21 protein-coding genes are annotated in these 21,218 nt (G+C 68.6%); 9 read left to right on the top strand and 12 right to left on the bottom strand.

The window, feature by feature from the left end; genetic code table 11:
• Positions 1–27: 27 nt before the first annotated feature.
• The 3 genes from ITJ67_RS03815 to ITJ67_RS03805 are packed head-to-tail and all read right to left on the bottom strand — an operon-like array spanning position 28 to position 2,773.
• Complete coding sequence (locus ITJ67_RS03815; RefSeq protein ID WP_194676796.1) at positions 28–777, bottom strand: NAD(P)H-binding protein; 750 nt, start codon at positions 775–777, stop codon at positions 28–30.
• A complete protein-coding gene (locus tag ITJ67_RS03810; RefSeq protein WP_194676795.1) occupies positions 774–1,784 on the bottom strand; it encodes an ankyrin repeat domain-containing protein in 1,011 nt (336 codons plus the stop codon). Before ITJ67_RS03810 ends, ITJ67_RS03815 begins: the two co-directional genes overlap by 4 nt.
• The gene (locus tag ITJ67_RS03805) at positions 1,781–2,773 is read right to left on the bottom strand and encodes an alpha/beta fold hydrolase (protein ID WP_228502277.1); all 993 of its coding nucleotides are present in this window, start codon (positions 2,771–2,773) and stop codon (positions 1,781–1,783) included. Before ITJ67_RS03805 ends, ITJ67_RS03810 begins: the two co-directional genes overlap by 4 nt.
• A 153-nt stretch (positions 2,774–2,926) precedes the next feature.
• Between ITJ67_RS03805 and ITJ67_RS03800 the strand changes: the two genes are divergently transcribed.
• Both ITJ67_RS03800 and ITJ67_RS03795 read left to right on the top strand, forming a co-directional pair.
• Positions 2,927–3,553: a TetR/AcrR family transcriptional regulator gene (locus tag ITJ67_RS03800; RefSeq protein WP_194676793.1), complete on the top strand. Its 627-nt coding sequence runs from the start codon at positions 2,927–2,929 to the stop codon at positions 3,551–3,553.
• A 112-nt stretch (positions 3,554–3,665) separates the two neighbouring features.
• Entirely contained in the window at positions 3,666–4,277 is a 612-nt protein-coding gene (locus tag ITJ67_RS03795; RefSeq protein WP_160071143.1) for a TetR/AcrR family transcriptional regulator, read from the top strand.
• Positions 4,278–4,557: 280 nt separating this feature from the next.
• Here ITJ67_RS03795 and ITJ67_RS03790 read toward each other — a convergent pair whose 3' ends face one another.
• Positions 4,558–5,745, bottom strand: a complete 1,188-nt coding sequence (locus ITJ67_RS03790; RefSeq protein WP_194676792.1) for an MFS transporter — start codon at positions 5,743–5,745, stop codon at positions 4,558–4,560.
• Positions 5,746–6,008: 263 nt separating this feature from the next.
• On the opposite strand from ITJ67_RS03790, the gene ITJ67_RS03785 reads away from it, so the two are divergent.
• Genes ITJ67_RS03785 through ITJ67_RS20155 form a run of 3 tightly spaced genes read left to right on the top strand, consistent with a single transcriptional unit; the run spans position 6,009 to position 10,251 of the window.
• Positions 6,009–7,946, top strand: coding sequence for a glucose PTS transporter subunit IIA (locus ITJ67_RS03785; protein ID WP_160071141.1), 1,938 nt, complete (start codon positions 6,009–6,011; stop codon positions 7,944–7,946).
• Positions 7,933–9,387: a family 1 glycosylhydrolase gene (locus ITJ67_RS03780; RefSeq protein WP_160071140.1), complete on the top strand. Its 1,455-nt coding sequence runs from the start codon at positions 7,933–7,935 to the stop codon at positions 9,385–9,387. Before ITJ67_RS03785 ends, ITJ67_RS03780 begins: the two co-directional genes overlap by 14 nt.
• Positions 9,388–9,423: 36 nt before the next feature.
• Positions 9,424–10,251: a PRD domain-containing protein gene (locus ITJ67_RS20155; RefSeq protein ID WP_104239894.1), complete on the top strand. Its 828-nt coding sequence runs from the start codon at positions 9,424–9,426 to the stop codon at positions 10,249–10,251.
• Between the two features lie 61 nt (positions 10,252–10,312).
• Here ITJ67_RS20155 and ITJ67_RS03770 read toward each other — a convergent pair whose 3' ends face one another.
• On the bottom strand, positions 10,313–11,740 hold the full coding sequence (locus tag ITJ67_RS03770) for an MFS transporter (RefSeq protein ID WP_228502276.1): 1,428 nt from the start codon (positions 11,738–11,740) through the stop codon (positions 10,313–10,315).
• Between the two features lie 60 nt (positions 11,741–11,800).
• On the opposite strand from ITJ67_RS03770, the gene ITJ67_RS03765 reads away from it, so the two are divergent.
• Positions 11,801–12,460: a TetR/AcrR family transcriptional regulator gene (locus tag ITJ67_RS03765; RefSeq protein WP_194676791.1), complete on the top strand. Its 660-nt coding sequence runs from the start codon at positions 11,801–11,803 to the stop codon at positions 12,458–12,460.
• A 30-nt stretch (positions 12,461–12,490) separates the two neighbouring features.
• Here the strand turns inward: ITJ67_RS03765 and ITJ67_RS20405 are convergent, their stop codons facing one another.
• Entirely contained in the window at positions 12,491–13,030 is a 540-nt protein-coding gene (locus ITJ67_RS20405) for an ABATE domain-containing protein (protein WP_194676790.1), read from the bottom strand.
• Between the two features lie 42 nt (positions 13,031–13,072).
• On the opposite strand from ITJ67_RS20405, the gene ITJ67_RS03755 reads away from it, so the two are divergent.
• Positions 13,073–13,459: a carboxymuconolactone decarboxylase family protein gene (locus tag ITJ67_RS03755; protein ID WP_160071137.1), complete on the top strand. Its 387-nt coding sequence runs from the start codon at positions 13,073–13,075 to the stop codon at positions 13,457–13,459.
• Positions 13,456–14,445 carry a phosphotriesterase gene (locus tag ITJ67_RS03750; RefSeq protein ID WP_194676789.1) on the top strand — a complete coding sequence of 330 codons (990 nt, stop codon included), beginning with the start codon at positions 13,456–13,458 and terminating at the stop codon, positions 14,443–14,445. The genes ITJ67_RS03755 and ITJ67_RS03750 overlap by 4 nt, the downstream gene beginning before the upstream one ends.
• On the opposite strand, the gene ITJ67_RS03745 is transcribed toward ITJ67_RS03750, so the two are convergent.
• The 6 genes from ITJ67_RS03745 to ITJ67_RS03720 are packed head-to-tail and all read right to left on the bottom strand — an operon-like array spanning position 14,442 to position 19,529.
• A complete protein-coding gene (locus ITJ67_RS03745; protein WP_194676788.1) occupies positions 14,442–14,798 on the bottom strand; it encodes a DUF4440 domain-containing protein in 357 nt (118 codons plus the stop codon). The genes ITJ67_RS03750 and ITJ67_RS03745 overlap by 4 nt on opposite strands.
• 9 nt (positions 14,799–14,807) lie before the next feature.
• The gene (locus ITJ67_RS03740; protein ID WP_194676787.1) at positions 14,808–16,055 is read right to left on the bottom strand and encodes an MFS transporter; all 1,248 of its coding nucleotides are present in this window, start codon (positions 16,053–16,055) and stop codon (positions 14,808–14,810) included.
• Between the two features lie 9 nt (positions 16,056–16,064).
• Positions 16,065–16,622 (bottom strand): hypothetical protein, encoded by a 558-nt coding sequence (locus ITJ67_RS03735; protein WP_236558317.1) that lies wholly within the window; start codon positions 16,620–16,622, stop codon positions 16,065–16,067.
• Positions 16,619–17,686 (bottom strand): LacI family DNA-binding transcriptional regulator, encoded by a 1,068-nt coding sequence (locus ITJ67_RS03730; RefSeq protein ID WP_194676786.1) that lies wholly within the window; start codon positions 17,684–17,686, stop codon positions 16,619–16,621. Before ITJ67_RS03730 ends, ITJ67_RS03735 begins: the two co-directional genes overlap by 4 nt.
• On the bottom strand, positions 17,683–18,519 hold the full coding sequence (locus ITJ67_RS03725) for a TIM barrel protein (RefSeq protein ID WP_194676785.1): 837 nt from the start codon (positions 18,517–18,519) through the stop codon (positions 17,683–17,685). The genes ITJ67_RS03730 and ITJ67_RS03725 overlap by 4 nt, the downstream gene beginning before the upstream one ends.
• Entirely contained in the window at positions 18,516–19,529 is a 1,014-nt protein-coding gene (locus ITJ67_RS03720; protein WP_194676784.1) for a Gfo/Idh/MocA family oxidoreductase, read from the bottom strand. Before ITJ67_RS03720 ends, ITJ67_RS03725 begins: the two co-directional genes overlap by 4 nt.
• Positions 19,530–19,668: 139 nt before the next feature.
• On the opposite strand from ITJ67_RS03720, the gene ITJ67_RS03715 reads away from it, so the two are divergent.
• Positions 19,669–21,171, top strand: coding sequence for a sugar porter family MFS transporter (locus ITJ67_RS03715; protein WP_194676881.1), 1,503 nt, complete (start codon positions 19,669–19,671; stop codon positions 21,169–21,171).
• The last annotated feature ends 47 nt before the right edge of the window (positions 21,172–21,218 follow it).

Below are 21,218 nucleotides of genomic sequence, written 5' to 3'. Positions count from 1 at the left end.
GCCCACCTGCCTCGGTGAGTCCAGAGCTCAGACGTCGCCCGCGAACCCGCGAACCGCCTCGGCGACCGGCGTCTGCCCCTCGTTCAGCTCCAGGATCTGCCGACTGATGGACGGCTCGAGAACCAGGGCCTCGAGGACAGCGGCCACATCTTCTCGGGGTATCTCGCCGTGCTCCTCCGCGGGCCCGAGGGAGACCTCCCCGGTTCCAGCATCATCCGTCAAGAGCGACGGGCGGAGGATCACCCAATCGATGTCCTGACGGGTCAGGCTCACCTCTGCCCGCTTCTTGGCCGCGAAGTAGTGCTCCTCGTCGTCGCTCAACGCTCGTTCACGCCACGCTTCGGGAAGCACGGAGAGCAGAATGAGTCGCGCCCCTGGGGTGCGCTCGACCGCCTTCGCCACGCGACCGAGGGCGGCGAGGTCGATGTCGTCCGTCACGCGCTGGGGGCCAGCGTTCGAACCCGCGGCGTAGACGACGACATCGCAGTCGCGGAGCATCGCCCGGAGGTCGTCAGTGGTGGCGGCTCCGAGGTCGCCGAGCAGCGGCGACACCTCGGCCCCCTCAAGCGAAACGGCCTGCTGCGGGGTCCGAACGAGACCGGAAACGGGCACACCCTGACCTCGAAGGCGGGTCGCGAGCAGACGGCCGACCCTGCCTGAGATGCCGAAGATGAAGACGCGAGGATGCACCGCGTGCTTCGGTGCTGAGCTCGACTGCTCATCGGCAGGAGTGGGAGCTGAGTGGATGGGCTTCGAAATGATGATGGTTCCTTTCATCGGCGAACCTCTTCTGCTGCCAGCAGGTTCACGAGCTCCTCGTATCCGTAGAGACTGGCGAGATCCTTCGGCGTGAGCCCTGCGTGTGTTCGCAGCACCAGTGAGGCTCCCGCCTCGAGGAGCACCCGAGCCGAGTCGACGTGGCCGTGCCAGACCGCGTCGTGCAGCGCAGTGAGGCCGTTGTACAGCCCCTGTGCGTCAAGGTCTGCCGACAGGCCTGTCTGGCGTGGCGCAAGCAGGCAGCGGAGGACGTCAGCATGTCCGAAGTAGGCGGCATCGTGGACCGCGGTGCCCTTCATCAGGCCGATCGTGAGGCGCGGGTCTGCGCCGGCATCGAGGAGACGATCTGCGACATCGACGTGACCTTCGCGAGCGGCCACACCCAACGGCGTGTAGTCGTCATCGAAGCCACCGACGATCGGGTGGCGCTCGTCGAGCGCGGCTCCGCGTGCGATGAGCTGCTCCACCGCGGAGAGATCCCCCGCGCTCGCGGCGGCGAACAGAGCAAGGGAGGCCACATGCCGCTCGTTGGCACTGTCATGGTCCAGGATGAGCGCTTCGATGGCACCCAAGCCATCCTCGCGGGCGAGCTGGGCTGCCGTCTGGTGCCAGTGGTTCATCACATCGGTTCGAGCTCCGCGGTTCAGGAGAACCTGGACGGCTTCCGGCTGCTTCTGGAGGACAGCGTCCATGAGCGCGGTGTTCCCGAGAGACGGGGACTGCTGATCGATGAACGCGCCGTGATCGAGGAGCAGCGACACCACATCGCCGTTGCCGCCCTGCGCGGCTTTATGAAGAGCTGTGGCACCCATGTGGCGTTCCACTCTCAGCGGGTCGGCGCCTGCGGTCAGCAGGAGGTCGACGAGTTGCGCGTTCCCGAGAGCGGCGGCGACCATCAGGGGCGTGAGGCCGTCTGGCAGGGGCTGGCTGGCGTCCGTTCCCGTGCGAAGAAGGTCAGCGACCCCGGACAAGTCTTCCAGCCGGACAGTTTGGTCGAGGTTCGTCATCGTTCGCTCTCACTTTCAGCACCCGTGTCACTGGTGCATTGCCATTCGATACCGGCAAGGAATGCCAAGATCTCCGCCGTCACCCTTTCGGCCGCTTCGTGCTGCGGCCAGTGCCCGACCCCTTCGAGGCGGACGACGTCTACCAGCCCAGGGGCGGATGCGCGCAGCTGCTCGACGGTCGGCGGTTCGGGATGGAAGAGCTGGCAGAGGCCATCTTCAGCGCCCCATATGTACAGCGCGGGCTGCCGGATCGGCACCCCCTTGAACGCCGACATCTGCTCGAAGGTGATGTCGGACGCGCGGTAGTAGTTCAGGCCCGTCGCGAAGCCGCTCCCTTGGAAGGCGGCGATGGAATGCGAGACATACGTGGGGTCGGCCCAAGCGGGGACGCCGACTGGCGCAGGTCGGAGCATGCCTCGGGAGGAGTCGACGGGATCCCACCCTTCCCCGACGGCGGGGCTTCCGGAAAGCCAGTACAGCGCGCTCGGAATGGATGCAGCCGCGGGCTCGAAGGCGAGATGCCCGTCAGGCTTCATCATCTCGAACGCGTAGTAGCTGTCGCCCAACCCGTCCTTCTTCAGCTGGCTCCACAGGCTCGCTTCCCCGCGGGGCAGAAACGGGATGCTCAAGCTGACAAGTCCGCGGAACAGGTCTGGACGGAGCACCATCGCGCGCTGCGCCACGTCCGCACCCCAGTCGTGGCCGACGAGCACGGCCTCGGAGATGTGCAGCGCGTCCAGAACCCCGACGAGGTCCCCCACCGTGTGGAGAGCACTGTAGAGCTCGACGCTGCTTGGGGAGTAGCTTGCTCCGAACCCTCGCATGTCGAGAGCCACAGCCCTGTATCCCGCCTCAGCGACTCCGGCCATCTGACTGAGCCAGGTCTCTCCCACGTCAGGGAACCCGTGGGCGAACAGGACAGTGGGCCCATCTCCTTGATCGAGCACTCGGAACGGGTGGCCGTTCACGTCGATCTGCCGCTCGTGCAACTGCGGCCTGTTTTCTTCTCCTCGGTTCAACGGTGGTTCTCCATCTCTCTTCCGTGGCCGAGCCGAAGCGGTTGGGCGCAGAAACGCCCCACTGGCGCCTTCGACTCGGTAAGCTACTTTCTGTAGCAACACTAACCTACTGAAGGTAGCTTAATGACGGCCCAGACACCACTACCCCTCGAGGAACCACGGAAGCGTCGCCTGCCCTGGGACGCTCGCCACCAGGATCTGCTGGAGAAGGCGCTGGCAATCGTGCGGCAGGACGGGGTAGACGCCCTGACGCTGGGCACCCTCGCCCAGCACGGAGGCGTGTCGAAGCCCGTCGTCTACGATCACTTCGAGTCGCGCTCGTCGCTGCTGACCGCCCTGTACCGATGGATCGACGCGGAGCGAAAGCGGGCGTTCCAAGAGGGGATGGCCCAGGACGGCCTCGCCCACGAGCCCACGATCGACGCCCTCTCCGAGACGTACATCCGGTGCGCGACGGATGCGAGCAGCGAGTTCTTCGCCGTCGGGGCTGCGATGACGGGCAACGAAGAACGTGCCCGCATCTACCGCGAGCTCGAGGAGACGGGCGTCCAGATGTTCGAGGCGATCCTTCGGCCGCACGTCGTCATGCCCGAACCGGAACTCCACCGCCTCTGCATCGCCCTTGTCGGCGCGGGCGAGTCCCTGTCGGCCTCGACCCTCAAAGGCGCGATCACGGAGGCCGAGGCGATCGCGACATACTCCCAGCTGATCGGACTGGCGACGAAGAAGGGGAGCGGACGTCAGGTCTGAGTGCAGACGACCGGGTGATCCTCGTCCGCGCATGGCCGGGGCTCCCATCGTCGAAAGTGGGCACCTTCTTCCGATCGAAGAGCCCCACCTCATGCGGCGTTAGGCTGACCGCATGCCAGCCAGGGGGACCTACGCACGGGGCGCGAAGCGGCGAGAGGAGATTCTCGGCGTGGCACTCGCGACGATCGCGGAACACGGATATCACGCAACCAGCCTCCGTGGCATCGCCCGATCACTGGACATCGACCCAGCGCATGTCGGCTACTACTTCGGATCACGCGAGGGGCTGCTGCGCGAAGTGATCGAACGGTGGGACGCGGACCTGCACGAGCGCACAGAGGGCTGCGACCAGTTCGAGGTGCTCCTCGACGCACTGCGATTCAACGCCGAGGTCCGAGGAATCGTGCACCTCTACCTTTCGTTCGCGGCGGAGGCCGCGCAGGTCACCCATCCGGCACACGGGTACTTCACTGCGAGATTCGAGGGACACGTCGCCCGAACGACCGAGACCATCCTCGAGGGGCAGAGGCAGGGTGTCGTGCGAGAGAGGGTCGTGGCTGCTGACGCGGCACGGCGCATCATCGCCACCGCCGATGGGGTCCAATTGCAATGGCTCCTGGACCCCTCGGTCGACGCCCACGCACTACTCGCGGCGACCATCGACGACCTCTTCACCACCGGGACTCGAACCAGCATCCGCTCCGCCTCGCATCACACTCGGTAGCGCAGATCGCGCCTCCTACGCCGACGGAGGAGGCGCCGTGCGGTGGCGCCTCCTCCGCGGATGTTGCAGTTCGGACTAGGCACGAACCACCAGGACCTGTGCGGTCACGGTTCGCTTACCCTCCTGCCGGGTCTGACCCTGCTGCAAACTTTACACACTGTTGAAAGTTGTGGCGAGCCTCTCGGATGCGATGCGATGAGACCTCCCGCCGAGCCACCCGTGCCGCGGATCGTCGGCAGCAGGCTGGCGCCGAGCGCGCGGCGACCTGCGCCACCAGACCTCAGCGCGCTCCGTTGCCCGTGGGCCCGTCGGCGAGGTCCCTGAACCGGGGTGCGCCCAGATGCATGCAGACCGCCGCGACGCTCAGCAGCGTCGCGAACACCGCGAGCACGACCTCGGTCCGCATCACGCCCCCGAGCACTCCGATCACGAGCACCGTCGACGCGGATGCCGCATAGGTTGCGACGGCGAACTTCGACGCGAGCGAGCTCTGCTGACTCGGGGCCGCTCCGCGCGTCAGGTGCACCAGCGAGGTCCGGTAGGCCACAGCCCCGCCAGCACCGAGCAGTGCCATCGCGAGCAGGGCGAGCGGGTTGTTCGAGATCAGCACCGACGTGACCGCGAGCGCGCAGCCGACGGCGAACGCGAGGTGACCGCTCGCCGCGGGGAGCAGCCGACCGAGCGGCACGCTCGCGAGCTGAGCGATGGCCGCGGCGACCAGCATGGTGACGCTGCCGGCGAACTGCGCAATCGGCATCGAGGCATCGGAAAACACCGTGGGCGCGTACACGACGCCCGAGCTGAGCCCCGTCCAGACGACGGCGGCGCGCGAGATCGTCCGGACGTCCGCGCGCGTCAGGCGCCGGGAGGCCGGAGCCCCAGCCCCGCCCTTCCGCGCAGCGCGTGGCACACCGCGGGGAAGCAGCAGGGCGAGCACCAGCGCGAGCACGAGAGCTGTCGCGGCACCAGCGAAATACATGGACATCGCCCCTGCGACGGTCTCGAGCGCCGCAACCCCCTGGGCGATCGCAGTGCCGACAACAGCGCCGACGAGGTTCCCCGTCGCAGCCAGCCCCCGCCCGCGCCCTCTGAGCGCACCCACGACCAGACCTGCCGCACCGCCCGTGGCGAGTCCGACCGCGACACCGGTCGCGGCCCGTCCGACGAGCAGCTGCACCTCGCTCGAGGAAGCGAGGAGCAGGTTCGCGAGCGCAGCGATGAGCAGGGCCGCGACCACGGCCGCACCGGGTGTCACCCGCAGCCGCGTGAATCCGACGACCAGGAGGGTGGCAACCGCTGCCGATACGTAGACCACGAACGTCAGCGACACACCGAGCGGGCTCAGGGGAACCTCGGCCCGGAGCATGGGCAGCAGCGGGTTGATGCTGTTGGCGCCGGCGATCACGAAGCCGAAGGCGATGGCGGCGAACGCGGCCAGCGCACGCTCCCTGGGGCGGATGTTCGTCAAGGGCACTCCAGATATCGCTCACCGATCGGATCGCGAAGGCCCCGAAGGTCACCTGGCGCGCGGGTGCCACGCACACACCCTGCTGAGGCCGAGTGTACCTCCGAACCGCCGGTGGACAGCGCTCCAGGATCCGTGTACATTCATGCAACGGACATGTGACTGGTCATGCAGGCAGGATCCGATTGTTGCTCTACAGAGCTACGATCGGGTCCTTTTTTTGTTGCCCGGAAGCTGTCCCCCGAGTTCCAATGGAGGAGCACAACATGAACATCAGCTCAGAGGCGGCAGAGATCCTCGAGCACGTCGGCGGGAGCAGCAACGTGTCTGCCCTGCAGCACTGCTCGACCCGCCTGAGGTTTACCCTCAGCGACGACACCCCCGTCGACGAGGCCGCGCTCAAGTCCATCCCCGGCGTGCTTGGCGTGGTCCGCGGCCCACAGACGCAGGTCATCGTCGGAGGACGGGTCCTCGAGTACTACCGAGCGGTCGAGAAGCTCCGCTCGGGGTCACCGACCGCCCCCGCGGCCGAGAAGCCCCGCACCCCGTGGACCGCCAAGCGGGTCGGCTCGAAGGTGCTGGACTTCGTCGTCAGCGTCTTCGTGCCCATCATCCCCGCCATCGCCGGCGCGGGAATCTTCAAGTCACTCCTCGTCCTCGCGGCTGCGCTCGGCTGGATCGACCGGGAGAGCGATTCGTATGCGCTCATCTCCGCCGTCCCCGACGCCGTCTTCGCGTTCCTGCCGCTGCTCGTCGCCTACACGACCGCGAAGAAGCTCGACGTGAACCGGCCGGTGGCCCTCGGCTCCGTCGCGCTGCTCCTCTTCCCCGGATTCACGAGCCTCGTGACCCAGGATGGCGGCGCGGCGCTCTTCGGGATTCCGGTGCCCGTCGTCAACTACAACGCGCAGGTGTTCCCCGCGATCCTCGCGGTACTGCTGCTCTGGGGCGCGGAGCGCTTCTTCACGAAGTTCTCGTGGCCGCCCATCCGCACCTTCTACGTGCCCCTCATGTGCTACCTCGTGGTCGCGCCTGCCACGGTGTTCCTCATCGGCCCGTTCGGCTTCGAGATCGGCGACCTCTTCGCCGGCCTGCTCTTCAACTTCCACAACACCTTCGGGTGGATCGCCGTCGCGCTCCTCGCCGCCATCCTGCCGTTCCTCATCTCTGTCGGCATGCACAAGCCGCTCCTGCCGCCGACGATCACGACGATGGCAACGTACGGCAAGGAGAGCTTCTACCTGACCGCCTCCCTCGCGCACAACATCGCCGAGGCCGGCGCGAGCTTCGCCGTCGCCGTCCGCACCCGCAACCAGGTGCTCCGCGCCACAGCGATCTCCGCAGGCTTCTCAGCACTGTTCGGCGTCACCGAGCCGGCCCTCTACGGCGTCACCCTCCAGAACCGACGCGCCCTCATCGCGGTGCTCGCCGGCGCCATCACCTCGGGCGCATACCTCGGCATCACGTTCGTCGACACCTTCGCGATCGTCAGCCCCGGCCTCGCGAGCTTCTCCATGTTCATCGACGCCCTCGACCCGTGGAACCTCATCCACGCCCTCATCGGCCTCGTGATCGGCGCGGCCGTGTCGTTCATCGTCGGCGTCGTGCTGTGGAAGGACTCCGACTCTGGCACCCTGCGCGTGCTCGGCAAGACCGACGAGCATGCGGACCCGGACGCCAGCGCGGACGCGGGCACGGATGCCGCAGCGGGTGCGACGCAGCCTCGCGCGCTCACGATCGTCTCCCCCATGCAGGGCGAGGTCGTCGAGCTCGCCTCGCTCGGCGACGGGGTCTTCTCGACGGGTGTGCTCGGCGACGGCGTCGCGATCCGCCCCACGGATGGGCGCGTGGTCGCCCCCGTGTCGGGCACCGTGACCTCCCTCCTCGACTCGCAGCACGCGATCGGCATCCGCACTGACGACGGCGTCGAGGTGCTCGTGCACGTCGGCATGGACACCGTCGTCCTCGAAGGCGCCCCCTTCACAACGCACGTCGCGCAGGGTGACCGAGTCGAGGCGGGCCAGCCCGTCATAGACGCGGACCTCGACGCCATCGCCGCGGCTGGCCTCGACACGATCACCCCCATCGTCGTCGTCAACACGGCCGGCGGCGACGCGCAGTTCGACACCGGCCAGCACGTCAACCGGGGCGCATCCCTCATCTCACTCACCAACATCAAGGAGACCGCACATGGCACTGTCTGATCACTTCCTCTGGGGCGGCGCAATCGCCGCGAACCAAGCCGAAGGCGGCTGGGGTGAGGATGGCCGCGGCTGGGTCGTCACCGACGTGCTCCGCCGCCACCCGAACGCCAACAACGACGACTTCGCCGCGCTGCACGCCGTCACCCTCGAGAGCATCGCCGAAGCCAAGCGCGACCCGGACCCCACGTACTTCCCGAAGCGGCGCGCCATCGACTTCGTGCACCGGTACAAGGAAGACCTCGCCCTGTTCGCCGAGATGGGCTTCAGCGTGCTGCGGGTGTCGATCCTCTGGTCGCGCCTGTACCCGACCGGCGAGGAGCTCGAGCCCAACGAAGACGGCATCGCCTACTACCTCGACCTGTTCGAGGAGATGCAGCGCCACGGCATCCAGCCCCTCGTGACGCTGTCGCACTTCGACGCACCCCTCGAGCTCGCGGTCACCCGCAACGGCTGGCTCGACCGGGCCACGATCGGCCTCTTCGAGCGTTTCGCCCGCACCTGCTTCGAACGGTTCGGGCACATCGTGAAGCGGTGGATCTCGTTCAACGAGATCGACGGCATGGAACGCCACCCGTTCACCTCGGGCGGCATCATCGAGGAGACCGTGACGGGGACCTCGATCACGCAGGCCTGCTACACGGCCCTGCACCACCAGTTCATCGCCGGCGCATCCGTCACCCGCATGCTGCGAGAGCTGCACCCGGACGCGCAGATGGGCTGCATGATCACCATGCTCACGACCTACCCGCGCACCTGCCACCCGAACGACGTCGCCGCGACGCGTGCGAAGGAACGCCTCCTCTACATGTGCTCGGATGTGCAGGCCGGCGGGTCGTACTCGCCGATCGTGCTCCGCCAGCTCGAGGAAATGGGGGTCACGGTGCCGTTCGAGGACGGCGACGTTGAGCTCCTGCGCGAGCACACCGCCGACTTCGTGTCGTTCAGCTACTACATGTCGATGACCGAATCAGTCGACCCCGACGCTGAGCGCACGCCGGGCAACACGGTCCTCGGCGTCAAGAACCCCTACCTCGGCTCGTCCGAGTGGGGCTGGCAGATCGACCCGATCGGGCTGCGCATCTCCCTCCTCGACCTCTACGACCGCTACCGCAAGCCCCTCTTCATCGTGGAGAACGGGCTCGGGATGCGCGACACGGTCGACGAGGACGGACGGATCCGCGACGACTACCGCGTCGAGTACTTCCGAGCGCACTTCGAGCAGATGATCCAGGCTGTGGACGAGGGCGTCGATCTGCTCGGCTACACCAGCTGGGGGCCCATCGACCTCGTCAGCTCGTCGACGTCGCAGATGAGCAAGCGGTACGGGTTCATCCACGTCGACCTCGACGACCTCGGGAATGGCACACTGGAGCGCCGACGCAAGGACTCGTTCCACTGGTACCGCCAGGTCATCGAGTCCAACGGCGCAGACCTCAGCTAACCCCCTCCCCTCCAAGCGGCGTCAAAGGAGACCACCGTGCCCGCCATCAAGAAGGTCCTCAATTCCAGTGTGGTGCTCGTCGTCGACGACCGCGGCGTCGAACGCGTCCTGCTGGGCAAGGGCATCGGGTACGGACAGAAGCCGGGCGACGAGGTTTCGGCGACGATCACGGACCAGGAGTTCATCTCCCTCCCTGACTCGGATCACCGGAACCTCGTCGAGCTGCTCGCGCAGATCCCGGCAGAGTACGTCGAGCTGACCCGCGAGATCGTCGCGGATGCGGGTCGCGCGGGACTCACCCTCGACCCGCACGTGTACCTCACCCTCACCGACCACCTCCATTTCGCGGTGGAGCGATACCGGAAGGGCATCGCCCTCACGAACCGGCTCGCGTGGGAGGTGCGCACCGTCTACCCGGACCACCACGCCGTGAGCGTCCGTGCTCTCGACGACGTGGAACGACGCCTCGGAGTGCGGCTCGGCGAGGAGGAGGCAGCCAACGTGGCCTTCCACCTCGTCAACGCCGACACGGGCAAGCTCGGCGTCGACTCGATGCGCGTCGTCGACCTGGTCGCGAAGGTCACGAGCATCGTGACGATGACCTCCGCCGTCCGAGTCTCCAGGAAGGACCTCCACGCCTCACGGTTCCTCACGCACCTGCAGTTCTTCGCGGAGCGCTTCTTCGCGGGCCAGCTGCTGGGCGGCGACGACTTCCTGTTCCGGAACCTCAGTGAGCGAGCCCCTCGTGCGATCGCGACCGCTGAACGCGTGCGCACGTTCATCCGCGAGACGCACGGCGTGGAGCTGCCCGACGAGGAAGTGGCCTTCCTCGCGGTGCACATCGCGCGCGCCTCGCCGGAGTAGAGAAGAGAGGCGAACGCGGCGCCGCGCGGTCTTCTCCGGACAACGCGGCGCCCCATTCCTCCTACTGGCGTCGGTCCCCGGCCTCGGCCGCCTGCCCTTTGAGGCGCCCCGCGACCCACACACCCACCAGGGCGAGTGCGGCGGTGGACCCGAAGACCGCGAGGAACGCGGGCGTCGTGGCTCCGAGCCGCGCGACGGCCGCCCCACCGAGGCCGGCGATGACGGCCGTCGCGAGGGTCTGCGCGAGCTGCAGACTCGCGCTGATGCTCCCCGCGGCCGAGGTCGGCGTGGCCGACATGGCCGCCGCCGTCGATGCGTTGAACGCGATCCCCATCCCGATTCCAGCGATGCCCCAGCCGACGACGGCCCAGCCAGGCCAGACCACCGGAAGCGCGACAGCAGCCCCCATGAGCAGCTGGCCGCCCAGCAAGACGAGCATCCCGAACCTCGTCGAGCGAGAACGCTGCCCCGGTCTGGCCGCATCGATCCGCGCCTGCACGAACGACCCGGCCGTCCAGGCGAGCGCGCCGGCCGCGAGACCCAGCCCTGCGATCGTGACATCGAGGCCGTGGATGCTCGTGAGCCCGAGGGGCAGGAACGCCTCCGACCCGAAGTACACACCGCACAGGATGAAGCGCACGACGACCCCGGCCGGTGCACCACGACGCGCACGGAATGAGCCCACTGGCAAGGTACGACGCAAGCCCACGGCCGCGGCCACCAGGCCCATGACGAGCAGCGCAAGCATCAGCGGGAGCGCATCCACCTCGAGGCCGAAGAGCACGGCCCCCGTCCCAGCCGCGAGGAGCACCGAGAACCAGACGGGCGCGGAGAACAACCGGCCGCTCCGCACCCTCGGGCCTGCAGAGACCCGGAGTGCACCAGGCAAGACGAGCGGGAGGAGGAGGATCGTGATCGGCGCGATGGTCCAGAACACGACGCGCCAGTCGAGCACCGTCGTGAGCACCCCGGCGAAGACCGGACCCAGGAGCGACGGGATCGTCCACGCCGACGACAGGAACGCGAACATGACGGCCTGGAGCCGAGGCGGATACGCGAGGCCGACCAGGCTGTACGCGTACGCCATGATCGCTCCGACCCCGAATCCCTGGAGCGCTCGCGCGGCCACGAACACGCCCCACCCGGGGGCGAGACCGGCGAGCAGGCAGCCGAGTGCGAAGACCAGGCTTCCGACCACCACTGCCCGCGCGGGCCCCCTGCGGTCGATGTCGCTCCCGGCGACGACGGTGCCGACGATGCTGGCGAGCATGAGTGCAGAGAGCCCCCAGCCGTATCCGCGCAGGCCGCCCAGCTGTTCGGCGACGGTCGGGAGGACGGTTGCGACCCCAAGCGATTCGAAGGCCACCGCCCCGACGCTCACGAGGATCCCGATCGTGGACCCGCGCAGACGTGGCGAGAAGACACCTCCGGCCTCGACCTCTGAGGGTGTCGTCGCCCCCGCCGTCGAACGCGATTCATCCTGCTGCATGCCCACTCCCATCATTACATTCCACACCGGAACGTAATGAATGTAGGGTACGGTGAGGCAATGCCGCAACCAGAGCCGCACACCGCACCCCAGACCCGATCACTGCCGCACGGCCGCCCCCGCGACGCGACGATCGACGCCAGGGCGACCGAGGCGGTCATCGGCCTCCTCGAGACCGGTCAGTATCGCGCGCTCACGATGGAGAACGTCGCGGCAGCCGCCGGCACGAGCAAGCCCGCGCTTCGGCGGCGCTGGAAGAGCCTGCCGGGCATCGTCGTGCACACGCTCATCTCGGTGCTCGGAACGACGCCGACGCCTGACACCGGCTGCGTGCACTGCGACCTCGTCAGCGGCATCTCGAACATCGCCGACGGGTTCGGCAACTCCCCCATCACCCGCGCACTCCCGGGGCTCCTCGCCGACCTGGAGGCCGACCCGGAGCTCCGCGAACTGTTCCTCAGCGAGTACTTCGAGGCTCGCCGCGCGACGACCAGGACAGTCCTCGAGCACGCCATCGAGCGAGGAGACCTGCGGGCGGAACTCGACATGGAGCTCACCCTCGACCTCCTCGCGGCACCGCTCTACTACCGAGCGTTCTTCGGCCACCAGCCGATCGACGCGAAGCTCGCCGAGCGCACGGTGCTCAGCGTCCTGACCGGTATCGCCGACCCCTCCTGGAAAGAACGGCACCATTCGGAACAGGACCGGCCACCAAGCTAGCCGAGTCGAGCACCGCCTCGAACGCCGTGCTCAAGAAACGGACGATGCTGCCGCCGCCGCGCGGTGCGCGCGCACACGTCCGCGGGATGCACACGCAGCCGCCGGGCACCACCGTCTGCGGCCGGATGAATCCAGAAAGACCCAGCGACAGTCGACCTCATCGCACTGGCGAAGGAGCGCACGGTCGGGCCCCCGCAGCGTGAGGGTCGCCTGGATGGCGAGCGCTGACAGCGCGGACGCGACATCGCCGAGCGGCGCCCCAGCCAGAGCCGGGTTCCCCTTCGCGGAGAACTCGAGGAGCGCGTCCACCCTCAGCTCCCTGGGCGGCGAGGGCTCCACGGCTGCCATCGCCAGCCCACGAAGGGTCTCGCGGAGCCGCACCGTTTCCTTCAGGTCACTTTCGCTCGGCGCCTCTCGGGGCCGCAGGCCCATCAACGTGAGCCACCGTTGGAGGTCGTCAGGGCCCTGAAGGCGCTCGACGGGATGCGCGCCGAATGTCTGCCCCCGAGTAGCGAGGAGGTTGAGCCACGCCGCTCCACCATCTGTCCTGAATGCTGTCTTGTCGGCCACTCGACAAGTGTAACGTGTGAACCGTTACAGAATGGAGACGCCATGGACAAGCAGTACGACCCAGAAGCCGGCCTCGATGCGCTCGCCGCGTTGCAGGAACCCGAGACGACGCAGGGATGGCGCACGACCGTCGACGCGACGGCGCCCGGTTTCGATGAGTGGATCGTCGGTGCGGTCTTCGGCGGCACCTACCAGCGCCCCGGGCTCAGCCCCCGCGATCGGCAGCTCCTCAACCTCGGAGCCCTCGCGGCGCTGGGCGGCGTGGATCCTCAACTGCAGGGACAGATCGCATCGTCGATCAGGATCGGCATGTCGAGAGAAGAGGTCGCCGAAGCCTTCGTGCACCTCGTCGCCTACGTCGGCCTGCCCCGCACCATGGCGGCCCTGCGCGCACTCGACACGGTCTCCCCGAACAGCACGACAGCGTGAGCGCTGAGGTCGTCCGAACGATTGCCGGCGACCTCGACGCAGCGAGCCTCGGCGTCGTGGACTCGCACGACCATCTCTTCCTCTCCACGCCCGCCCTGCCGGGCCAGGAGCTCGCCGACTTCGCGGCCGCGGTGCTCGAGGCTGACCTCTTCCGCGAGGCCGGCGGAACCACGATCGTGCAGTGGACTCCGCGCGGCCTCGGTCGGCAGCTGGCCGCACTGCGAGAACTCGGGCACGCGTCCCGGACCCACATCGTCGCCGCGACCGGCCGGCACCGCCGGGAGGTCTACCCGCCCGGGCATCCGCTCCTCGACGCCAGTGCCGTCGAACTCGCGGCGGCCTTCGTCGACGACGTGATCGATCGGCGGTGCGGCCTGATCAAGGTCGGGACCGGACCGGCGGGCGTGACGCCGTTCGAACGGACGAGCTTGGATGCAGCTGCGGCCGCGCATCACGCGACCGGTGCGCCCATCGCCGTCCACCTCGAAGGAGGAAGGGGCGCCCTCGAGGTCGTCGGCCTGCTCCGGGAGCTCGAAGTGACGCCTGAAGCCGTCGTCCTGGGACACCTGGGCCGCAACCCCGACCTCGAGTACATCGCCGAAGTCAGCACCACGGGCACGTACCTGTGCGTCGACGGCCCCTCGCCCAACCACGCACGCACGGACACCGCCCTGCTGTCTGTCATCAGCCGGATCGTGGACACGGGCCACGCCGACTCGCTCCTCATCGGCGGCGACACCACGACGCGCTCGGCGACAGCAGCCGACGGCGGGGCCGGGATGCGCGGCCTCCTCAGCCAGACGAGGCGGACGATCGCCTCGCGCGTCGGTGACGCCGTCGCCACAGCGATGTTCACGGCGAACCCCGCTCGGGCGTGGCGCCTTCGCGGCAGTGAGCACCCCGAACGACGAGCCATCTCGGCGGACGCGGATGCGCGCTGCGCAGCGTCACGCGCGCGGATCGTGAACCGCAGCTCCGTCGGCTAGCTGGGGATGATCGTCCCCTGGTGATACCGGAGGGTTGGGCCTCGCGTGTCCCAGAGCGACGCATGCCTGCTGTCCCGACCGGGCTCATGGAGCACGTAGTTCACGAGCACGAGCTCCGCGCTCACCCGATTGAAGAGCCACTCCGATGTGCGCGGCAGAGGTCGCTCCTCCTCGCCGGCCAGGGCCGCCACCGACTCCGCGTACGTCCAGCGACGCCCGGAGCGCCCGATCTCCGCGAAGTCCTCGGACAGGAACGCGGACGTCTGGGCGGAGTCGGCTCGAACGGCCGACGAGAGCAGCGCGAGTTCAGCGCTCTTGATGTCTGCGAAGTCCTCGGTATCCGTCTCCCACATAGAGCGACCCTATCGACGCATCGGCTCTCCGGACGCCTGAGAGGAACTGCCCGGACGCCGACCGGACACGCTGCCCCGCAGCGCGCCAGCAGCAACCAAGCCGCAGACCACGAACATCCCGGCCCCGGCCGCGACCGGTATCGCGATGTCGACCACCCCCAGGAGCCCGCCCATCGTCGCCCCGATGGCGAGCCCCAGGAGACCGAGCACGCGCGTGCTGGCGCCCACGCGGCCGAGCAGCTCGTCCGGGATGAGGCGCTGGCGGAGGGACTGCGAGCAGATGTTCCAGACTGTCGCGTGCAGGATGTAGAGCGCCAAGAGCACGCCGGCGACGATCGGCTTCGTCGTGAGGCACAGCCCACCGAGCGTGAGCGCCCCCAGCGCCAGACTGGCCACGATCGTCCATCGGTATCCGAGCCACGTGCGAAGCCGGGCTGCGAGGAAGGAGCCGAGCAAGCCGCCGAGGGCCGACGCGGCGAGCAGCAGGCCGTATCCGGTGCTGTCCAGGCCGAGGCGCTCCTCGGCGAACAGCACGAGAATCGAGAAGGGCAGCATGTAGCCGACGCTCGCGAGCGCTCCGATGAGCGCAAGACTGCCGACGACGCGGTGGCGTGCCAACCAGGCGATGCCCTCGCGCACCTCGACGAAGACCGAACGTCGTGCATTGCGCGCATCCCCTCCTTTCCTCGACGGTCGCCGAATCGGCAGCGCGAGGGCGACGAGGCCCGCGACGGCCCACAGCCCACCCATCGCGAAGACAGGGGCTGCTGCGGCGAGTGCGAACAGCAAGCCCCCGAGGGGAGGGCCCGCGAACTCGTCCGCGACGAGCTGCGCCGCCGCGACCCTCCCGTTCGCGGAATCGAGTCGCTCGCGGTCGACGAGCGACGGCAGCATGGCCGATGCGGCGTTGTCCGCCGCGCTCTCCAACGTCGCGACCACGGCCATCGCCGCATACAGGACCATGAGGGAGGAGAAGCCGAGCTGGATGGCCACGGCAAGCCCCAGCAGGGCGCAGCCGCGCAGCACATTCGCCGCGACGATCAGGGTCCGACGGTCAACCCGATCGACCCAGACGCCGATGGGCAGCGCGACCAGGAGGCGGACCAGCGCGTAGAGCGTCGCCAAGCCCGCGACGAGGCGCGGGTCGTCGGTAACCGAGGCGGCCAGCAGCGGCATCGATACGAACGCGATGCCGTCTGCCAGGTTCGACAGGGCGTTCGCGCTCCAGAGCACACGAAATCCGCGACCGAGTGGCATCCGGGAAGCCTACCGATGCGTGGCTTGCCTGATATCCCTCATCAAGCGCGGAGTCCGAAGGCGTCGCACCTCTGGCAGCCAGGCCCGCGCCGGGTAGCTCAGCCGCACGACGAAGTAGTTGAGGTACTCGACGGCCCCGAATGCCCATGTGAACAGGACGAGCACCGCGACCAGCCAGGAGCTGGGCCACCAGGCCACGACGCCGACGAGACCGCCGACGAGCACCGCGAGGTTCAGCCACTTCAACACCCAGAACGTGCGCGCGAGACCGACGGGCATCCTGGAGGTGCCGACCCAGCGGCGGGCGAGCAGCCAGTACGAGCCACCGTGCAGGAGCACGAGCAGCAGGGGTGCGAGCGCCGACCAGAACGCGGCGACGTCACTGCCCGACGGCAAGATGGGTGGCACGACCCACACGCCCAGCATCGTGAAGGTCAGGACCGACGCCAGCTCGCCGGTGCCGAGCGAGAAGTACTGGCGGCGGGCAGCGTCGCGCAGCCCAGGCAGCGAACCGCTGGGACGGGACGGACTCACCCCGTCGAAGCCGGGCGGCCGACGTTCCGTCACCTCGAGCGCTCGACCGAGTTGCTGCTGCTGCGCACGACGAGCCTCGTCGGCAGGATGCGGTGCTCCCCGCTCCGCGGCTGCTCGCCTTCGGCGCTCGCGTCGACGCGCCCCACCACCATCTCGACGGCCGCGGATGCGAGCTGCGCCGGATCCTGCGCGAGGCTGGTGAGCTGCAGGTACGGCAGCTCGGCTTGCTCGGAGTCGTCGAAGCCGACCACGGCCAGGTCCTCGGGAACACGCTTGCCGAGGAGGCGCGCCTGGGCGACGACGCCCTGCGCGCTCCGGTCGTTGAAGGCGACTACAGCGGTGGCGTCCGGGTAGCGGGCCAGCGCCTCCTCGATCACCTTCGCGCCGGCGGCCTCCGAAGCTCCGCCCGCGACGATCGCGACCTGGTCGCCGAGCCCGGCAGCAGCCGTGGCGGCGAGGAACGTGGCCGTGCGCACCTCATCACCCGAGACGCCAGGCGCCCCGAGGTACAGGATGCGCGAGTGCCCGCGCTCGTGCAGGTGCCGCACCGCCAGCTTCATGCCGCGCGCGTCGTCCATGGACACGCTGTCGAACGACGCCGACGAGTACTGGCTGGCGACCGTGACGACGGGAACCTCCTCGGCGATGCGGTCGAGCTGCTCCTCGGGCAGCGACGCTCCGAGCAGGACGAGCCCCTCGACCCGCTCCCCCAGCAGCGCCTCGATCGCATCCGCCTCGCCCCGTCGCTTCGTGACCGCAGCGAGCGACACGTTGTACCCGGCAGACCGGGCCGCGAGCTGGAGCTCGTCGATGAGCTCGCCGTGGAACGGCTGCGCCGCGTGGAAGACGATGCCGACGAGGCGCGAGCGGCCCTGCTTGAGCATCCTCGCCCGCTCGTCGCGCCGGTAGCCGAGACGGGCAGCGACCTCGAGAACATGCGCGCGCGACTCTGGGCTCGCACCCGGCACGTCGCGCATGACGATCGACACGAGCGGCTGCGAGACGCCAGCCGCGTCGGCGACGTCGCGCATCGTGACGCGCTTGCCGCCGCCCGGTCTCACCGGGCGGCGGGCGTCTCGTGCGTCAACGTCGCTCATACCTCGATGCTAAAGGCCTCCCGGAACCTGCGGAGCGCGAGGTCGGAGTCACCGGACGCGAACGCCTCCATCGCGACGACCCCGCGGTAGCCGAGCTCGTCGAGTTCCCGAGCGACCCGCGGGTAGTGGATCTCGCCCGTTCCCGGCTCGCAGCGCCCGGGCACATCCGCGACCTGGATCTCGCCGATGAACGGCAGCGCGCGCCCGCACAGGTCGACGAGGTCCCCCTCGCCGATCTGCGCGTGGTACAGGTCGAGGTTGAGCCGAAGGTGCGGGCTGTCGACCGCGGCGACGAGCGCGATCGTGTCGCTCGCCCGGTTGAACGGCACGCCGGGGTGGTCGACGGCGTGGTTGAGGTTCTCGAGCGTGAACACCTTGCCGTACTCCTCGCCGAGCTTCGCGAGGCGCTCCAACGTGCGCAGGGCGGCGAGCCAGTCGGCCGGAGTGGTGTGCGCGCTCGGGCGCACGGGCAGGCCGTTGTCGTCGAGGCCCGTCCCGTGGATCACGAGGCGCGGCACATTCAGCACCTGGGCCGCCTCGAGCGACTCGCGCGCCGTGGCGACGATCGCGTCGGCCCCGTACGGGTCGATGAGCTCACCTCGGATGTACCCAGACATGGAGCCGAACGTCGCGCCGGTCGCGACGAGCGCATCCAGGTCCTTCTCCCACCACCGCCAGATCTCGACCTCGAAGCCGGCTTCATCGATGCGGCGCACTCGCTCCTCGAACGGGAGGTCGAGGAACAGCATCTCCGCACACGCGGCGAGCACGAACGGCGATTCGACAGCGCCCGAGCCAGCACTCGAGCCAGCACCAGCGACGGCCCCGCTCATCGGACGACCTCGACTGGTGCGCCGGTCTTGACCGACTCGATGCAGGCGAGCGCGATGACCATGGCCTCGAGCGCGGCCTCCGTGCCGGGGCGGGGGGTCTCGACGCCGGCGACGGCGTCGACGAATGCCTGCAGCTCGCCCGTGTAGGCGGCACGCATGAGCTGCGTGTCGGCGCGCACCGTGTCGAAGGACGCGCCCGCCGCGCCATAGAGGCGCAGGCTCGACGCCGCCAGCTCACCCGCGGTCGCCATGCCGGCGCTGCCGAAGACCTCGGCACGGGTGTCGTAGCCGTAGGCGGCGGAGAAGTTCGCCTCCGCCGTTGCGATGGCGCCGTTGTCGTAGCGGATCGTGACGACAGCGGTGTCGAGGAGGCCCTTGTCCTTGAAGTCCGGCGCGACGAGCGCATCCGCGACCGCGTAGACCTGGGTGGCGCGGGAGCCCGGGTTGAAGAAGTTGAGGGTGTCGAAGTCGTGGATGAGGGTCTCGAGGAAGATCGTGAACGGCGGGATCGCCGCGGGGTTCGCGAGGCCCGGGTCGCGGGTCACCGAGCGCAGCAGCTGCGGCGTGCCGAGGGCTCTCGCGTCGAGGGCGGAGCGCAGCTCGGGGAACCCGTTGGCGTAGCGGCGGTTGAAGCCGACCTGGAAGATCACGTCGTGGCGTTCGACGGCGGCCTCGACGCGGCGCAGCTCCTCGAGCGAGACACCCGTCGGCTTCTCGCAGAAGATGGCCTTGCCTGCCGCGGCCGCCTGCTCGACGAGCGCGGTGTGGAAGCGGGGCGGGGCCGTGATGACGACCGCGTCGAGGTCGGGGCGGGCGAGCAGCTCGGCGATGTCCGTGTACGACTGCTCGACGCCGAGCGTCTCGGCGAGCTTCGCCGCGGCACCCTCGACGGGGTCGGCGATGGCGATGAGCTCGGCGTTCGGGATGCCGCGGGCGATGAGCACTGCGTGGTTGCTGCCGATGCGGCCGGCGCCGATGAGCGCGACACGAATGAGGGGGGTCTTGGACATGGTGCTTCTCCTGAGGACGGCGGTGCCGACACGACACTGTGCTGCTGGGTGCGCCCAGCACGCACAGACTATTACGTACTAGCGCTCGGCGTCTAGTACGTATAAGGTTGCCTCCAGTCGGCCGGGAGACCCGGCCCGAATCGCGCAGAGATCACCCAGGGGCGCGACGAACCGCGGAGACAAAGGAGTTCTCATCACTTCCACGCATGGGGCATCAGCGTCAGAGACGACCCTGCCCAAACTCACGCCAGGCCCGTACCGCAAGCGGCTCGGACTCATCTCGATCGTCGCCTGCTTCGGCGGACTGCTCTTCGGCTACGACACCGGCGTCATCAATGGCGCGCTGCGCCCCATGGCCGCGGAGATCGGCCTCGATGCCTTCACGGAGGGCGTCGTCACCAGCTCCCTCGTGTTCGCCGCCGCCTTCGGTGCACTCTTCGGCGGACGCATCTCGGACGCCATCGGTCGCCGCCGCACGATCATCATCCTCGCCGTGCTGTTCTTCCTCGGCACGGTCGTCGTCGTCGCGTCGCCGAACTTCGCGCTGCTCGTCGTGGGGCGCATCATGCTGGGGCTCGCCGTCGGCGGCGCATCCACCGTCGTGCCCGTCTACCTGGCAGAGCTGGCGCCGTTCGAGATCCGCGGTTCGATCACGGGCCGCAACGAGGTCGCGATCGTCACGGGTCAGCTCTCCGCGTTTGTCATCAACGCCATCCTCGGCAACACGCTCAGCCACATCGACGGGGTCTGGCGCATCATGTTCGCCGTCTGCGCGATTCCCGCCATCGCCCTCTTCTTCGGGATGCTCCGCATGCCCGAGTCGCCGCGCTGGCTCGTCGAGAAGGGGCGGCACGCGGACGCGCTCACCGTGCTCAAGACGGTGCGCTCCGAGGAGCGCGCGATCGCCGAGCTCGGCGAGGTCGAGCAGGTCGCGAAGGAAGAGCAGACGGAGGCGAAGGTGGGCCTCGGCGCGGTGCTCACGAACAAGTGGCTCATCCGCATCCTGCTCATCGGCATCGGCGTCTCCATGATGCAGCAGCTGACCGGCATCAATTCGATCATGTACTACGGGCAGGTCGTGCTCATCGAGTCGGGCTTCGAAGCGGATGCGGCTCTCATCGCGAACATCGCGCCCGGTGTGGTCGCCGTCATCGGCGGGTTCATCGCGCTGTACATGATGGACCGTGTGGATCGCCGGAAGACGTTCGCGATCGGCCTCACGCTGACGACGACCTGCCATCTGCTCATCGGCGCCGCGTCGCTGCTGCTTCCGGTCGGCAACCCGGCCCGCCCGTTCGTGATCCTCATCCTCGTCGTCGCGTTCGTCGCCTCGATGCAGACCTTCTTGAACGTCGCCGTCTGGGTGTACCTGGCGGAGATCTTCCCGCTGCACATGCGTGGCCTCGGCATCGGCGTGTCCGTGTTCTTCGGCTGGATGACCAACGGCTTCCTGGCCCTCTACTTCCCGAGCCTCATCGCCGGGATGGGCATCAGCGGGGTGTTCTTCCTCTTCGCCGGCATCGGGGCGGTCGCGTTGCTCTTCACGATCACGCAGGTTCCCGAGACCCGCGGGGTGACCCTCGAGAAGCTCGAGGTCGGCGTCACGACGGGAGCAATCCACGTGCTCGGGAAGACCCGCTAACCACCACAGAATTCACGACTCGGCCGCTTCTGCGAGCGGCCGACCTG

This window comes from Pseudoclavibacter sp. VKM Ac-2867 (assembly GCF_015351275.1).
In the GTDB taxonomy this organism is placed as follows: domain Bacteria; phylum Actinomycetota; class Actinomycetes; order Actinomycetales; family Microbacteriaceae; genus Pseudoclavibacter.
This window is presented reverse-complemented; position numbering and strand designations above follow the sequence as displayed.

Excerpts from the sequence above, each read along its gene's own strand:
- ITJ67_RS03780 (WP_160071140.1), top strand. The coding sequence starts at position 7,933 with ATGGCACTGTCTGATCACTTCCTCTGGGGCGGCGCAATCGCCGCGAAC.
- ITJ67_RS03740 (WP_194676787.1), bottom strand. The coding sequence starts at position 16,055 with ATGCCACTCGGTCGCGGATTTCGTGTGCTCTGGAGCGCGAACGCCCTG.
- ITJ67_RS03785 (WP_160071141.1), top strand. The coding sequence starts at position 6,009 with ATGAACATCAGCTCAGAGGCGGCAGAGATCCTCGAGCACGTCGGCGGG.
- ITJ67_RS03795 (WP_160071143.1), top strand. The coding sequence starts at position 3,666 with ATGCCAGCCAGGGGGACCTACGCACGGGGCGCGAAGCGGCGAGAGGAG.
- ITJ67_RS03730 (WP_194676786.1), bottom strand. The coding sequence starts at position 17,686 with ATGAGCGACGTTGACGCACGAGACGCCCGCCGCCCGGTGAGACCGGGC.
- ITJ67_RS03770 (WP_228502276.1), bottom strand. The coding sequence starts at position 11,740 with ATGCAGCAGGATGAATCGCGTTCGACGGCGGGGGCGACGACACCCTCA.
- ITJ67_RS03815 (WP_194676796.1), bottom strand. The coding sequence starts at position 777 with ATGAAAGGAACCATCATCATTTCGAAGCCCATCCACTCAGCTCCCACT.
- ITJ67_RS03745 (WP_194676788.1), bottom strand. The coding sequence starts at position 14,798 with ATGTGGGAGACGGATACCGAGGACTTCGCAGACATCAAGAGCGCTGAA.
- ITJ67_RS03800 (WP_194676793.1), top strand. The coding sequence starts at position 2,927 with ATGACGGCCCAGACACCACTACCCCTCGAGGAACCACGGAAGCGTCGC.
- ITJ67_RS03765 (WP_194676791.1), top strand. The coding sequence starts at position 11,801 with ATGCCGCAACCAGAGCCGCACACCGCACCCCAGACCCGATCACTGCCG.
- ITJ67_RS03755 (WP_160071137.1), top strand. The coding sequence starts at position 13,073 with ATGGACAAGCAGTACGACCCAGAAGCCGGCCTCGATGCGCTCGCCGCG.
- ITJ67_RS03810 (WP_194676795.1), bottom strand. The coding sequence starts at position 1,784 with ATGACGAACCTCGACCAAACTGTCCGGCTGGAAGACTTGTCCGGGGTC.
- ITJ67_RS03720 (WP_194676784.1), bottom strand. The coding sequence starts at position 19,529 with ATGTCCAAGACCCCCCTCATTCGTGTCGCGCTCATCGGCGCCGGCCGC.
- ITJ67_RS03725 (WP_194676785.1), bottom strand. The coding sequence starts at position 18,519 with ATGAGCGGGGCCGTCGCTGGTGCTGGCTCGAGTGCTGGCTCGGGCGCT.